We start from the raw sequence: 14,428 nt of genomic DNA, 5'->3' as shown, positions 1-14,428 counted from the left end.
GTGGTAGAATATACATATATATTATAATACAAAATGCTTAAAAAATAAAGGGGGAATTTCTTTGAACAAGAAAACACTAAGATCTCAGCTCTTAGAGGCAAGAAAAAACATCTCCGAAGAAGATAGACTAAATAAGTCAAAGATAATAATCGATAAGCTGATGGCGACTCACGAGTATAAGAACGCTACTAATGTCATGGCCTTTGCTAGCTTTGGTACCGAGGTTAATACTCATGATTTTATAAAAACTTCACTTGCTAATGGCAAGAGAATCATCTTACCTATATCAATCAAAGAAGACAGAAGTCTTTTTTTGCAAGAAATTACAAATTTTGATGAACTAAAACCATCTACTTATGGTATACTAGAACCAGAGAAGAAAGAAAATTTTGATAGAAATAAACTTGACCTAGTCATAGTTCCCGGTGTTGCCTTTGACCACAGAGGCTTCAGGATGGGCTACGGTGGCGGTTACTACGACAGATTCTTAGCCTCACTTGACAAGAGAACTAAGATTGTCGCTATCAATTTTGAGGAGCTATATGTATATAGAGTTATTATTAGCAGGTGCGATATGAAAGTTCCTGTCCTTATAACAGATAGAAAAATAAGAAATTTCCAAAGGAGAGCAAGATGAAAAGATATATTGGTACAAATGTAATGGGCTTGAGATGCCCTATAATAAAAGCTGGCGATGATATAGTTGACATCGCTGTTGATACTATATTAAAAGCGAGTGAAGCTGGCAACTTTAAAATCAATGACAGAGACGTCGTTGGCTTAACTGAATCGATAGTTGCTAAGTCTATGAATAACTTTGCAACAGTTGATGACATAACTCATGACTTAAAAAACAAATTTAACTGCGATGAAGTTGCTCTAATCCACCCTATCATGAGTAGAAACAGATTTGCAATTTGCTTAAAAGGTATTGCTAAAGCATTCAAAAAAGTATATGTCTTATTTAGCTACCCTCATGACGAAGTTGGTAACCACTTATGCGATCCAGATGAGCTAGATAACTTTGATATCAATCCTTATGGCGAGATAGTTGAAGAAAAAGAATTCAAGAAATGCTTCCCTAATACAAAGCACATATTTACTAATGTTGACTACATTGAATACTACAAGGAAATAATCGAAGAAGCAGGCGCTGAAGCAGTTATGCTCTTTGGCAATAACGAAAGAAATGTACTTAAATACACTAAAAACATCTTAGTATGCAGTATACACACTCGCGTTAGAACTAAAGAAAAGCTTAAAAAAGCTGGCGCAGAAAAGATATTCTGTCTATCTGAAATACTTGATACATCCATTGACGGTTCAGGCTTTAACGAAAAATACGGTCTACTTGGCTCAAACAAGTCTACTGAAAACAAGATAAAACTATTCCCAAGAGATTGCGAAAAAATCGTTTACGCTATTCAAGATAAAATTCTAGAAAAAACTGGCAAAAAGATTGAAGTCCTTGTTTATGGCGATGGCGCTTTCAAAGACCCAGTTGGTAAGATATGGGAACTAGCTGACCCAGTTGTCTCTCCTGCTTTTACAGATGGCTTAAAAGGTACACCAAACGAAATAAAACTTAAATACATCGCTGACAATAGCTTTGCGGAATTAAAAGGCGAAGCACTAGAAGAAGCTATTAAAGAAAAGATTCACAATAAAGACAGTAATCTAGTTGGCTCGATGGAGTCACAGGGAACAACACCGAGACAGTTAACAGACCTTATAGGCTCACTATGCGACTTAACAAGCGGTAGCGGCGATAAAGGAACTCCTGTTGTCTATATAAAAGGCTACTTCGATAATTTCTCGGAAGAATAATATTAAGATATTTTTAAAGGCGATTAGAATTTTTTCTAATCGCCTTTAAAATGTTTTCCGATCATATTTGAGCAAAAACTAATTTGTAAGTTTTTCCTCTGCTTTTATTACTTTACCATCTTTTGTTTCAACAATATAAATTCTATTTGCTAAATCCTCGTTTGTTTTAAATAAGGAAGCAAAATCATTAAAACTTTCAAAAGTATATTTCCTGTCGCCCTTTGTATCTTTAGCGTACTTTTCTTCAACATCAATTATTATTACCTTTGTATTTTCATCAACTTTTAGCATATCCTTATTATCTAATTCCTTATAATAAAAACCACCTGGATATTCATCTTCAGGTATTTCTAACCTTTCTAGTTCCTTTTTATCTTCTTCTAAGAAGTAATTTAAAAGTATAACTTCTTGTGCTTCTATCTCCGTTTCATTTACTTTAAGGAATTTGTAAGTTTTAACTGTGCTTTCCTTAGAATCACCCTTTTCATTATTTGATACATCTTTGTTGCAAGCAAATAATGAAAGTGTAAAAATTAGTAATGTTGTTAATAATAGTATTTTTTTCTTGTTCATAATAATCCTCCTTTTTTAAACAATCCAATCATAAATTTTATATAATATAATTAATTATCAGTCATGCACCCCCATATCACTATAGTTTTATTTTATTTAAACAATTATAATTATAGCTAGCATTGTAAAATTATAATTGTATCAAATTTTATAACTGAAAAACTATTGTTCACAAGCATTTATTGTTATTTCTCCAGTTAAGATGTTTATTGATTTGTTACTTATTAAAACTTCATATTTACATCCTTCAGTAGTCTTCATCTTAATTATCGTATCATCTTTAAACTCATTATCATAAACTAATTTATTATTTTCCATAATAATAATATTGTATTTAATTCTACCATTACAGCTTAAGTCAGATAAATTAAGTGTAAAACCATTATAATTTAATCCTCCTAAATTAGAATTATCAAACAAATAATTAGTATATTCTAATTTTCCAAGTCTTAAATTATTATTTACATTTACAGATTTTAATTGTGCTGTATATATGTCATTTAATTTTAGTTTACTATATTCTTCTTCACTTATTATATGAATTCTTCCATCAGAATTGTCAACACTTTGAAACTCTACTTCTGTTCCAATAACTTCTATTCTATCTTTCTCTAATTTAACTACACTAGCAAAAACTGGTATGCTAAAAATAAATGTTAAAGCGAATATAAATGAGCCTAGTATTGTTTTTTTGTAATTTTTCATTATAATCATCCTTTCTAAATTTGGATTTAATTTTAAAGTTACTTCATCTCTTTTTACTGAATTGCTCATAAGTTGAAACATTGACTTACAGTAGCCTTTTCTTGATTCTAAAGTATCTCCCAATCTTGAAATGACCTCTTTGTCTGTAAAGATTTCGATATCTTGCTCTAGATATTTCAAACTTACAATAAGTAGTGGATTACACCAGAATACACAAGCTACAATATTTACTATATGATTAAATAAGATATGAAATTTTTTTATATGTGTCAGCTCATGCATCATAACATACTTTAATAACTCTTCATCATCTAGTATATATGACTGGAGAATTATTTTAGGTTTCAATAAGCCATATGTCACTGGTGTTTTTAAATTATTATTTATATAAATACTGACTGTCCTTCTTAATTTAAAAGACTTTATATAATCTATGCACTTATTTTCATGTATTATTTTTGAGTCCTTCATAATTTTATCAAATTTTATATATTTATATAGAACATAGCACAAAATAATCACTGTTACTATATAACGATTAATTGGATATAATACATAACTTGCCTTCTGTGACATTAATCTTATAACTGAGTCAATATAACTTAAGATGTATAATATAAAATTAAATATCTTATTGGAGTTAAATTCTTCAATTCTGATTAAAATTTGATATGGGCATATCAAGTATGCAAATAAGAGCGCCCATAAAATAATACTTGCTGATTTAAAAGCATTTTTGTTTAAAAATTTTCTTATGAGTAATATTAATATTATAAGCAGTAAACTTTTAAAACTTTTAAGCAAAGCATATTCATTATATATGTCTACTATCACCTTTACTATCCTCTACCTCAAAATTTTCTAATAAGTTTTTCATTTCTTCAAGTTCTTCTTCTGAAACTTTTTCTGTGCTTAAAAATGTTTTACACATATTTACAAGAGATCCTTTAAATAATTTTTGAAACACTTCTTTTTGCTTGCTAAGTAAAGCTTCTTCGCGTGACAGAATAACACTAATCGTATATTTTGGATAACGCCTATCCAAGACTCCCTTTTCTATTAATCTGCCGATGAATGTATAAGCAGAAGTTTTACTAATTCCATATTTTTCTTTTAAAATTTTGGACAATTCTAAAGCTTGTATTTCTCCGTTCTCATCTAAAACATCTCCTTGCCATAGAAGCTCCATAACTTGTAATTCACCATTTGATAAATCCATATTATACCTCCTATTTCATTTTCATTTATTTTAATATTTTCACTTCGAATATATCATATTTTATATTAAAAGTCAAGTACTTTTTATTAACTAATATCTATATTTATATATAAGTAAATTGCATAAAAAAACCCTCTCTACTCGTAATGAGTAAAGAGGGTTTTATAATTTTAACTATTTTTCTATAAGTTTAATTACTTCTTCTTCAACGTGTTCTTTTGTGATGCCATACTTTTCGAATAACACTTTTCCTGGCGCAGATGAGCCGAATCTATCGATACCAATCGCAGTACCTTCTAAGCCGACAAACTTGCCCCAAGGCATTGTTGAAAGTGCTTCTACTGATACTCTTCTCTTAACATTTGATGGTAACACCTTTTCGATGTATTCTTTGTCTTGATTTAAGAATATCTCTTGTGATGGCATACTAACAACTCTTATCGATTTGCCTTTTGCTTCTAAATCCTTAGCTGCTTCTATTGACAAAGCTACTTCTGATCCTGTAGCTATGATTATAGCGTCGATTGCATCCTTTGCTTCTTTATGAACAATGTATCCGCCCTTTAATGCTTCTTCAGATGAATTATCAAGCAGTTTTAGTCCTTGTCTTGAAAGTATCAAGCATGTTGGTGTTTCTTTGCTCATTAAAGCTGCTTGCCAAGCGTAAATTACTTCTCTTGAGTCAGCAGGTCTAATTACGTTGATGTTTGGTATGCTTCTAAGCATAGCTAAGTGCTCTATAGGTTGATGTGTTGGTCCGTCTTCGCCAACGCCGATGCTGTCGTGAGTTAATATATATATAGCTGGTAAATTCATTAGTGAAGCTAATCTGATTGATGGCTTCATATAATCTGAGAAGACTAAAAATGTTGCCGCATATGATCTTAGACCACCGTGTAATAAGATACCATTGCAAATAGCTGCCATTGCATGTTCCCTAACACCAAAGTGAATGTTTCTTCCTTCTGGGCATTCGCTTGAGAAGTACTTTTCATCATTCATCACTGATTTGTTTGATGGACCTAAGTCTGCTGAACCACCAATTATATTTTCTAATACATGGCTTACTTTGTTAAGAACTTTGCCAGATGAAGATCTTGACGCATCGTCTTTAAGCTCTATATCAGTACATGCTTTTAGTACTTCTTCACTTACTTCATCATTATAGAAACTCATAAGCTTGTCATAATCAGCTTTGTACTTAGCTTTGTATTCTTCTAATTGCTTATACCAATCTTCTTCATACTTATCAAGCTCTTCGCACTTTTCTTTCATGTAATCAAGAACGTCTTGGCCCACATTAAAGCCTTCTTCTTCATATTGAAGATTCTTTCTAAGTGCTGCAAGTGATTCAGCTCCTAGAGGTGCACCGTGAGCGCCTGCAGTTCCTTCTTTGCCTGTAGCGCCATAACCTATCTTTGTCTTGATCTCGATTAGTGTTGGCTTATCAGTGCTCTTCTTTGCTTCAGCTATCGCCTTTGATATGGCCTCGATATCATTACCATCTTCAACATATAAAGTGTTCCAGCCAAGTGCTTCATATCTTGCTCTGACATTTTCAGTGAAAGCTACTTCTGTATCTCCTTCTATGGTAATGTTGTTTGAATCATATAGAACAACTAATTTATTTAACTTAAGTGTTCCTGCTAAGGATGATGCTTCGTTTGAGATGCCTTCTTGAAGACAGCCATCGCCGCAAAGTATATAGGTCATGTGGTCAATAAGCTTGTTATCATCTTTATTAAATAATGCTGCTAAATGCCTTTCAGCAATCGCCATACCAACACCCATAGCAATACCTTGGCCAAGTGGTCCAGTGCTTGCTTCAACGCCTTTTGTATGCATGTACTCAGGGTGACCTGGCGTAAGTGAGTCAAATTGTCTGAAATTTTCTAAGTCTTCGATCTTTAAGCCATAGCCATATAAATTAAGTAGTGAGTATAAAAGCATAGATCCATGTCCTGCAGATAAGATAAATCTGTCTCTGTTTATCCAATCGGGATTCTTTGGATTGTGCTTTAAGTGCTCATTAAATATTGTAAATGCTGCTGGCGCTGCTCCTAGTGGCAAGCCAGGGTGGCCTGAATTTGCTTTCTCTATCGCTTCAGCTGATAGAACTCTAATTGTGTTTATCACCTTTTGTTTAACGTCCATATTAACCTCCTATTTTTCTTTATCTATATACTCTACTGCATTTTTTGTAAATATTATCTTCATTAAAAATTTTGGTATATCTAATTGTCTTTTAAATCGTTTTGGTTCTTTGATTAACCTGTATAGCCATTCCATCCCTATCTTTCTTATAAAAGATGGCGCTATCTTGACATTGCCTGCCAGTACATCTATGACACCGCCATTAGCAATAGCTAGTTTGCTCTTTAACTTATCTTTATTATAATAGATAAATTTTTCTTGATAGCCAGCGCCCATACCTACGAAGATGGCGTCTGCCTTTGAATCATTTATCTTTTGTATTAAAGCTTCTTCTTCATCAGATGAAGCGTGACCGTTATGGCTACCATTGAAATATCCGTTATTGTAGCCTGCTATGACAATGTTTGGATAATCATGATTGATTCTTTCAATAGCTTTTTCAGCTATCCCAGGCTTTGCTCCTAATAAGAATAGTGAAAGATGCCTCTCGTTCATTAGCTCTAATATTTTAATAGATGTATCATAGCCTGTTACTCTTGATTTAAGTGGCTTCTTTTTTAGTTTTGATGCAATCATTAATCCAATTCCGTCACATAAGTTTAGTGAGGCTGAGTTAATAATTTTCTTAAACTCCTCATCTCTTCCTGCTCTCATGACTATCTCTGGATTTGGTGTATATATATAATTTAGTTCATCGTTATTAAAAAATTCACCTATCTTGTTCATGGTCTGATCCATGTCAACGTTATTTATTCTAACACCTAATATTTTAATGTCCATTAGCATCATCCTCTAAAAGTTCTAGCGCAAGCTTACTTGCCTCTATCGCCTTTTTCTTATTCTCTTCATTAATAGTACTTAAATTAGAGATGAAAGAATCTCTATTATCTTTAATGTACTTATACGCTTTTAGTAAATCGTCATAATTAATTGCGTCAACGTCAATATTTATACTCTCGTCAAAGTCTTTAAGCAGTGTCTCTGTCTTTGGATCATAAGAAAGACCAATGAATGGCAGGTTTTGATGTATCGCATATATCATGGCATGAAGCCTCATAGCCACGATAAAGTCAGCGTTCTTCATAAGACTCATGAGTATCTCAACTGGATACTTTTCGTCTATAATCTTACTTGATTTTAAATTCGACGCAATCTTTTCAGAGATAGTTGTATCTCTAGGCGTTTGCATTGGCATGAAGACTATGTTTTTGCCCTCATCAATAAGGTAATTTAAAAACTTATTTAGCTCAGATATAAGCTTTTCGTCATCCATCCACGATCTAATTGATACCAAAACTGTATCCTTATTTATATCAAATTTCTTGCGAACACTTTCATCGCTAGCCTCTTTTAAATTGAATACAGGATCTGATAAGACTTTTATATTTGGATTGTTAACGCCGATGGACTTTATAAAATCATATGAGTCCTTGTCTCTAAGCGTAATGTAGTCAACTTTATTAAGTACTCTTCGTGTGATATTTATATTAAATCTCTTGTTTATAGGTCCAACACCATTGGAGTAGACGAAAACTTTTTTCTTGTAGCGCTTAGCGAGCTTCATTATTAACAAGTAGTACCAAATTGATCTTGAACTTGTCTTGTCTTGAAGTAAGCTTCCGCCGCCACTTATAAGCATGTCTGATGCCTTTAAACTTTTTCTTACATCAAAAAATTTAAATCTATCAACGGCAGCTACGCCATATTCCCTCTCAGTTAAGTCCGGATCTTTTGATAGAACTTTAATATTTAGATTAGGATCCAATGACTTAAATGATTCTATAATTGATTTAAGTATAGCATCATCGCCCGAGTTTGAAAAGCCGAAGTAGCCCGACATAATTATTTTCTTTGAGACTATCTTCTTGTAAATGTCTACATGCTTCTCAGCCATCTTGATGTGGGTGAAATTATCGATGATTCTACTATAAAGATTTTCGCCAAGCTTTTTTCGCTCGTCATCATTATTTTTTAAATCAAGTATATGCGCTGCTAAGGCCTTGTAATCTTGCTTTTCAAATAGTTTTCCTGTCTCTCCATCAAGTATGATCTTTGGTATACCGCCAACTTTAGATGCAATGGTAGCCTTCTTTAATGAGCCTCCCTCCATAATAACGTATGGGAATGACTCGCTTAAGCTGCATAAGACATTAATATCTATCGCGTTAAGAAAATCGTATGGATGCTCTTCGTTACCTAAGAAATAAACATTGTCTTCTAAGCCTAGCTCTTTACTTAGGCTTAATAAGTGCTCCTTATCTTGACCGTCTCCCGCAATTAGGAATATGACTGATTTGTCTTTATCAAGTACTTCTCTTGCCGCTCTTAGATATGTCTCATGATCTTTAACCTTATCTAGTCTAGCTAAGATGCCGACTATGAACTTATCCTTATAAGCAATATTTTTTTCTTTTAAATAGCTTTCTTTGTCCTTAATAGCTCTATCTTCTAAAAATATACCATTGTATATAGTAAATATTTTATCCTTATCAAAGCCTCTACTTACAAGCATATCCTTAAAACTATCAGAAACTGCTATGTAATTATCAAATCTTTTTAAGGCAAACTTGTTAAGATTAGTGAAAACTATATTCTTATAAAAATTATCTTTAAAGTCTAATAAATAATCGCTGTGAACTGTAGTTATGAACTTAGCCTTGACTTTCTTCTTTAAAAAGTAGCTTATAAGGTTAGCTCTTGCTCCATGTGAATGAACTATCTCATAATTTTCACTCTCAATAAGGTCCTTAAGCTTATTAACGACAGAAAAATCAAATCTGCTTCTTTGTTCAATGACCTCGACATCTATGCCATGCTTTTTTAAGTCCTCTGCAAAAGGTCCATCGATAAAGCAAACTAATTTTACATCTACTTTGTCTTTTAAACCGCAAAGCAAATTTATGATGTGAGTCTTTGCTCCACCTGTGTCCCCGCCACTAATTAGATGAAGTACTTTCATAATCAATTCCTTTATTTCTTAGTCCCATGATAAGCGCTGCATACATAACAAAATATATGATCATAGCTGGGAACTCAAATATATTCTCAACAGAGTTTTGTATCAAAACGCCTAAAGCGCCGCAGAATAGTCCGCATGCTAGTATCTTATTATCTAAGTTCTTTTGTGTAAATACTACTTTTAATGTAGATATTAAAAAGCCGAGTATCATAAAGCCTATTGCGCATATACCATAGTAGCCTGTTTCGACAAGTGTTTTTAAGTAGTAGTTATCTAAGTAAAACGGCGATAAATCATTATTTAAAGCAACTGCCCCACCATATCTACCAAGGCCAACGCCCCAAAACTTATGCTTTGACCAAACTTTTAGGCCAATTGTCCATCTATATATCCTGCCGCCACTAGCTGATTTAAACATGTATTCTGGTGTTAGCATGTATAATAATCTTGTTGATAGTGAGTTGCCTGATACTATAAACAAAGAGCCAAGTATCACGAATGGCGTAAGTACACGCACATTTGTAAATAATATAAAGACGAAGATGGCTAGTGCAAAGGCAATCCACGCGCCTCTTGAGTATGTTAATAGTAGTCCTAAGAGCATAACCATGACTTCAATAAAATATATGGCTTTTGACTTTTTATTCTTTTCAATTAAAAATAAAGCTATTGCAAGTGGTATTATTAGTACAAATAGTACGCCAAGTATATTTGGTGAGCCTACTATTGAAAAGGCTCTTACCTTTATTGATTCACTTGAATCAATCCAGTTGCCTGGCATTTTAACTTTGAATATGAATTGATATAAGGCGTGTAAACCAAGTAAGAAGCCGCCGTGCATTATAAACTTTGAAGTTGTCTTGACAATATTTTCATTTGTAAAAAATTGTACAAAGATGTAGTACCATAGAATGTGTTGGAACATAGCTCTAAATCCTTCTATAGCTATCTTAGTGTTCGGTTGCACTACAAGTACATGTATTATACCTAGAATGAAGTATACAGCTAACACAAAGCCAAATGGGGTGAAATTATATCTAATGCTTCCATTTGAATTCATCCTTCTCATTGCTATATAAAAAATCATGAATAAAAAGTAAAATTCATCCCAATAGTTTGCAAATGAGCTCAGTCCAGGTATCCTTCTAATAATATAGTCAGTAAATATATATGCTACAATTACTAAGACAAAAATAAAGCCAAAGTAGTTTACACCAGTAAGCTTAATAAAGCCCTTGTAAATGATTGACTCATGAAATGCAGTATTAAATTTATCAACTATGCCACGGATAAAGCTTTCTTTGTATACTTTGTTTAGCTTTTTATAAAATTTAGACATCTTTTCATCTAGTTTAGCTAATAATTTGTATAAATGGCTACCTTTTAAACTATCATTATAAGTTCTTAGTTTATATTGCGGTTTTGTGTAGTCAAATAGAAAGCTTGATCTAAGTAGAGAGAGTATATAGATGTATATTCTATAAAAAAGACTCTCTTTAAACAGTTTTTCCATCTTAATCAACTTTCTTCCTATCAGCTATAAGCGCACTAAGTCTATAATTATCAGACTCTAAAAATATTGTAGAGCCAAGTCTTAGCTCTTGCTTGCCAAACTTAAGCGAGTTATTTACATGTGAAAAATCGCCTTCTATAGTAACTATAGTCTTTTCCTTAAGTGGATCAATAGCTTTTATTACTTCACCATTGTCATCAACTGTATTTACATAGAAGTCTTCTCTTTTAATATCTTTAACGAAGATATCGAAGTGATTTTTCATTTCGCCTAGTTGATCGCCTACTCTTATACAATCTGTATTGCCTTTATCTTCATATAAATATAATGTCGCCTCATACTTTTCAGTCGTTTTGCCTAAAGTTATGTCGGCAACATCTTTTCTCATTAATTTTAGTGAAGCAAAGAAAACTAAGGCTATTACAATCAATACTGCTATTATATCTAATAAACTTATTTTGCCAAATAATCTTAATTTATTATCTATTATTTTCATCTACTTCCTCCACATTAGTTATATAGCCAAGATATGCGTGATCCTTAGTCTTTACGTACATATCAACGCCTGCTTTTATCTCTTGTCCGCCTAAAGACATGTAGGGACCAGTATAGTTGACATTAGCCTTAATCTTAACTATAGGGTTAACAAATTCCGCATCGTCAACTACAACGATCTCGCCGTTAGTCTTTACTAATTCATTCTTTTTAGCTTGTATATCAACGCTTATTATTTCGCCGTCTTGAAATGTTTCTTGCGCAAATAATTTATCTCCAGGTTTCAAATCCTTGATAGCGTCTCTTGTAATATCATCTTTAGCTTCTGCTGTGATGATAACTGTTCTTTTTTCTTCTTTACCTATGTTTGACTTAATATTTTTTCTATTGACAAGTAAAAATATAAGTACTAAGAAGATTAATATAATAAATATATCAAAAATATTTATCTTAAATTTCTTCTTCATTTATTCCTCCAAAATTTTGTTTATAATATTGTTTAGCTCTTCAGCTTGTGCTTGTCTTGAGTATTTTTTGATTAGCTCTTTATCGCCATAATAATTATTCTCGCTCTTATAGTTTTCGTATAGCTTCATTATAGCGTTTTTAATCTCTCTAGTCTCTCCAGGTTCTGCAACAAGGCCAGTCTTTGTCTCTTCTATAAGCTCGCCTGCTGCTCCATGCTTAGGAACTATAGCTAAGATGTTTTTATATGCTCTTAGATACTCAAAAACTTTTCCTGTGTAGAAGTTCTCAGAGCCTTTGCCCTTACCTATTAATAGCAAAAGCACATCCGCTTCAAGTAGCTTTCTTATTGAGTCTTCATGAGCCAGATATGATAGATAATTAATTTCTTTTTCAAAATTATATGTTTTTTTATACTCTTCTATTTGAGATTCTTTTACATTGCCTGCAATATTTATCCTAATCTCGTTCTTATCGATTTTACCTTCATCTACAAGCTCTTTTAAGGCTGATAAAAATTCATGTAAATTTCTTCTGCCATATAAAGCGCCAGTATGAATAAAGGTAAATTTATCACTTTCTTCTTTAGGATATATGCCTAAAAAGTCCTCTTCGTCGTAACCGTTCGGTATATAAATAGATTTGCCCTTAAGCTCAGGTAAATCTGCTATAAAGTTATCGAGCATAAATCTAGTGTTTGTAATAAAGTAATCGCACTTAGAATTTATTTCAAGCTCAGTCTTTTTAGATGCCTTCATCTTCATTCTTGATGAAAAGCTATCTAGGTGGAATGGATTATTTGTCCACTCATCTCTATAGTCGACTATCCACTTCATCTTTGGAAATTTTTCTTTTAAGTATAAGCCAAATAGATGAGCAGAATATGGATAGCTTGTAGTATATATCACATCCGGATTGAATTCTAAAGCTATCTTTTCTATCTCTTTTTTATTGAATTTATACCAAAAAACTTCTGCATCAGGAAGAGCAAAGAACTTAGCATAGACCTTCTTAAATAGACCGCTATTGTTAATATCATGGGCCTTAAGTCTAATAACTTTAACGTTTTCTGGAACGTCTTTTAATAAGCTATCGTCTTTTAAGTCTTTACTTGCATCCTTTGAAACGACCAAAACTTCATTTCCAAGCCTTGATAGGTATTTTACAAATTTTAAACTTCTTTGCACACCGCTTCCACCTATTGGCGGGAATTGATTTGCAATAAATAATATCTTACTCAAGTTCTCCACTACCTAATAAATAATAATTAAATCCTAGTTCTTCTACTTTTTCTCTATCAATAAAGTTTCTTGTGTCAAAAATATTCTTTTTATTCATAATCTTCTTTATTTCTTTATAGTCAAGGAACCTAAATTGACCATGATTTACGCCTAAAACCAATAAATCTGCGCCTGTAACTACTGGGCGTATATCATCATAAAGTTCATTAAATTCAAGTATTTGATCATTCTTAAATGGATCGTAAACGGCTACATTGTAATCATCTTTCAATAAAGCAATAAGATGAGTTATTGGGCTTTCTCTAAAGTCATCAATATTTGGCTTAAATGAAGAGCCAAGTATAGCTATCTTTGAGCCTTTATCAACTATTTTCCTTATCTTATCCGCAGTAAACTTAGGCATAGAGTCATTTATATCTCTAGCTTGATGAATTAACTTAGAGTTTTCCTTATCTGCTGTTACTAAGAACCATGGGTCTACGGATATGCAGTGTCCGCCAACACCTGGTCCTGGTGTATGAACATTTACTCTTGGGTGTTTATTAGCTAATTCAATTAGTTCCCATACGTTGACACCAAGTGTGTCACAAATCTTAAGCATTTCATTTGCAAGAGCTATGTTAACGTCTCTGAATGTGTTTTCTAGTAGCTTACATACTTCAGCTGTTGTTGCATCTGTTGTAAATACTTCTGCATCAACAAAAGTCTTATACACATCTCTAACTATTTCGGCAGATTTTGTATCTACTCCACCTACTACTCTATGGTTATTCTTTAGCTCATATAAAATATTTCCTGGGATAACTCTTTCAGGACTGTGAGCTAAATATATGTCTTCTGAAACCTTTAAGCCAGACTTTTCAAGTATAGGCTTAACAACATCTTCAGTTGTGCGTGGTGGAGATGTTGATTCCAATACGACAGTATCACCTTTTTTAATAACTTTTAATATGTCGTGACAAGCATCCTTAATGTACTTTAAGTCGCAGCTCTTGTCATCATTAAATGGTGTTCCGACGCAGATGATATACATATCAGCTTCATGAATCCTATCTGAAACTTCTATCCTTCCTTCTTCAAGAGCTTTGTCTAGAACTTCTTTAAGTCCTGGCTCATCTATCTCTAAAGTTCCATTCTTAATCTTTTCGATTTTTTCCTTAACTGGATCATATCCAAAAACCTTGAAATGATCACTTAGTATTGTGGCTGTTGGTAAGCCAATATATCCTAATCCTAATACGGAAATGCTTTTAATACTCATTATTTCCTCCTAAATT

At 32.7% G+C, this 14,428-nt stretch carries 13 protein-coding genes; 2 read left to right on the top strand and 11 right to left on the bottom strand.

Annotated features, from left to right (window positions below):
• Nucleotides 1-61 precede the first annotated feature (61 nt).
• Both AC1EJ0_RS00485 and AC1EJ0_RS00480 read left to right on the top strand, forming a co-directional pair.
• Nucleotides 62-637, top strand: a complete 576-nt coding sequence (locus AC1EJ0_RS00485) for a 5-formyltetrahydrofolate cyclo-ligase (protein ID WP_480022851.1) — start codon at nt 62-64, stop codon at nt 635-637.
• On the top strand, nt 634-1,827 hold the full coding sequence (locus AC1EJ0_RS00480; RefSeq protein WP_480022852.1) for a coenzyme F420-0:L-glutamate ligase: 1,194 nt from the start codon (nt 634-636) through the stop codon (nt 1,825-1,827). The genes AC1EJ0_RS00485 and AC1EJ0_RS00480 overlap by 4 nt, the downstream gene beginning before the upstream one ends.
• A gap of 78 nt (nt 1,828-1,905) precedes the next feature.
• Here AC1EJ0_RS00480 and AC1EJ0_RS00475 read toward each other — a convergent pair whose 3' ends face one another.
• The 11 genes from AC1EJ0_RS00475 to AC1EJ0_RS00425 form a co-directional block, all read right to left on the bottom strand.
• Nucleotides 1,906-2,400, bottom strand: a complete 495-nt coding sequence (locus AC1EJ0_RS00475; RefSeq protein ID WP_294796145.1) for a hypothetical protein — start codon at nt 2,398-2,400, stop codon at nt 1,906-1,908.
• A 162-nt stretch (nt 2,401-2,562) separates the two neighbouring features.
• A complete protein-coding gene (locus AC1EJ0_RS00470) occupies nt 2,563-3,939 on the bottom strand; it encodes a M56 family metallopeptidase (RefSeq protein WP_480022853.1) in 1,377 nt (458 codons plus the stop codon).
• Nucleotides 3,920-4,324 carry a BlaI/MecI/CopY family transcriptional regulator gene (locus AC1EJ0_RS00465; protein ID WP_480022854.1) on the bottom strand — a complete coding sequence of 135 codons (405 nt, stop codon included), beginning with the start codon at nt 4,322-4,324 and terminating at the stop codon, nt 3,920-3,922. Before AC1EJ0_RS00465 ends, AC1EJ0_RS00470 begins: the two co-directional genes overlap by 20 nt.
• 174 nt (nt 4,325-4,498) lie before the next feature.
• Nucleotides 4,499-6,478 (bottom strand): transketolase, encoded by a 1,980-nt coding sequence (tkt, locus tag AC1EJ0_RS00460; RefSeq protein WP_480022855.1) that lies wholly within the window; start codon nt 6,476-6,478, stop codon nt 4,499-4,501.
• Between the two features lie 9 nt (nt 6,479-6,487).
• Complete coding sequence (locus AC1EJ0_RS00455) at nt 6,488-7,258, bottom strand: WecB/TagA/CpsF family glycosyltransferase (RefSeq protein ID WP_480022856.1); 771 nt, start codon at nt 7,256-7,258, stop codon at nt 6,488-6,490.
• Complete coding sequence (csaB, locus tag AC1EJ0_RS00450; protein WP_480022857.1) at nt 7,248-9,437, bottom strand: polysaccharide pyruvyl transferase CsaB; 2,190 nt, start codon at nt 9,435-9,437, stop codon at nt 7,248-7,250. Before csaB ends, AC1EJ0_RS00455 begins: the two co-directional genes overlap by 11 nt.
• Nucleotides 9,415-10,950, bottom strand: a complete 1,536-nt coding sequence (locus tag AC1EJ0_RS00445) for an O-antigen ligase family protein (protein WP_480022921.1) — start codon at nt 10,948-10,950, stop codon at nt 9,415-9,417. Before AC1EJ0_RS00445 ends, csaB begins: the two co-directional genes overlap by 23 nt.
• 1 nt (nt 10,951) lies before the next feature.
• Entirely contained in the window at nt 10,952-11,446 is a 495-nt protein-coding gene (locus AC1EJ0_RS00440) for a DUF4330 domain-containing protein (protein ID WP_480022858.1), read from the bottom strand.
• Nucleotides 11,430-11,912, bottom strand: coding sequence for a DUF4330 family protein (locus AC1EJ0_RS00435; protein ID WP_294796170.1), 483 nt, complete (start codon nt 11,910-11,912; stop codon nt 11,430-11,432). The genes AC1EJ0_RS00440 and AC1EJ0_RS00435 overlap by 17 nt, the downstream gene beginning before the upstream one ends.
• Nucleotides 11,913-13,151 (bottom strand): glycosyltransferase, encoded by a 1,239-nt coding sequence (locus AC1EJ0_RS00430; RefSeq protein ID WP_480022859.1) that lies wholly within the window; start codon nt 13,149-13,151, stop codon nt 11,913-11,915. It abuts the gene before it with no gap.
• Nucleotides 13,144-14,412 carry a nucleotide sugar dehydrogenase gene (locus AC1EJ0_RS00425; RefSeq protein ID WP_480022860.1) on the bottom strand — a complete coding sequence of 423 codons (1,269 nt, stop codon included), beginning with the start codon at nt 14,410-14,412 and terminating at the stop codon, nt 13,144-13,146. Before AC1EJ0_RS00425 ends, AC1EJ0_RS00430 begins: the two co-directional genes overlap by 8 nt.
• Nucleotides 14,413-14,428: the final 16 nt, after the last annotated feature.

It is taken from the genome of Fenollaria sp. C0166D3 (assembly GCF_056590255.1).
The sequence above is the reverse complement of the archived record's forward strand: the minus strand, read 5'-3'. Positions and strand labels throughout refer to the sequence as shown.

Bases quoted from the DNA above. Each gene is read 5' to 3' on its own strand.
- AC1EJ0_RS00480 (WP_480022852.1), top strand. From the start codon at position 634: ATGAAAAGATATATTGGTACAAATGTAATGGGCTTGAGATGCCCTATA.
- AC1EJ0_RS00475 (WP_294796145.1), bottom strand. From the start codon at position 2,400: ATGAACAAGAAAAAAATACTATTATTAACAACATTACTAATTTTTACA.
- AC1EJ0_RS00465 (WP_480022854.1), bottom strand. From the start codon at position 4,324: ATGGATTTATCAAATGGTGAATTACAAGTTATGGAGCTTCTATGGCAA.
- tkt (WP_480022855.1), bottom strand. From the start codon at position 6,478: ATGGACGTTAAACAAAAGGTGATAAACACAATTAGAGTTCTATCAGCT.
- AC1EJ0_RS00455 (WP_480022856.1), bottom strand. From the start codon at position 7,258: ATGGACATTAAAATATTAGGTGTTAGAATAAATAACGTTGACATGGAT.
- csaB (WP_480022857.1), bottom strand. From the start codon at position 9,437: ATGAAAGTACTTCATCTAATTAGTGGCGGGGACACAGGTGGAGCAAAG.
- AC1EJ0_RS00445 (WP_480022921.1), bottom strand. From the start codon at position 10,950: ATGGAAAAACTGTTTAAAGAGAGTCTTTTTTATAGAATATACATCTAT.
- AC1EJ0_RS00440 (WP_480022858.1), bottom strand. From the start codon at position 11,446: ATGAAAATAATAGATAATAAATTAAGATTATTTGGCAAAATAAGTTTA.
- AC1EJ0_RS00435 (WP_294796170.1), bottom strand. From the start codon at position 11,912: ATGAAGAAGAAATTTAAGATAAATATTTTTGATATATTTATTATATTA.
- AC1EJ0_RS00425 (WP_480022860.1), bottom strand. From the start codon at position 14,412: ATGAGTATTAAAAGCATTTCCGTATTAGGATTAGGATATATTGGCTTA.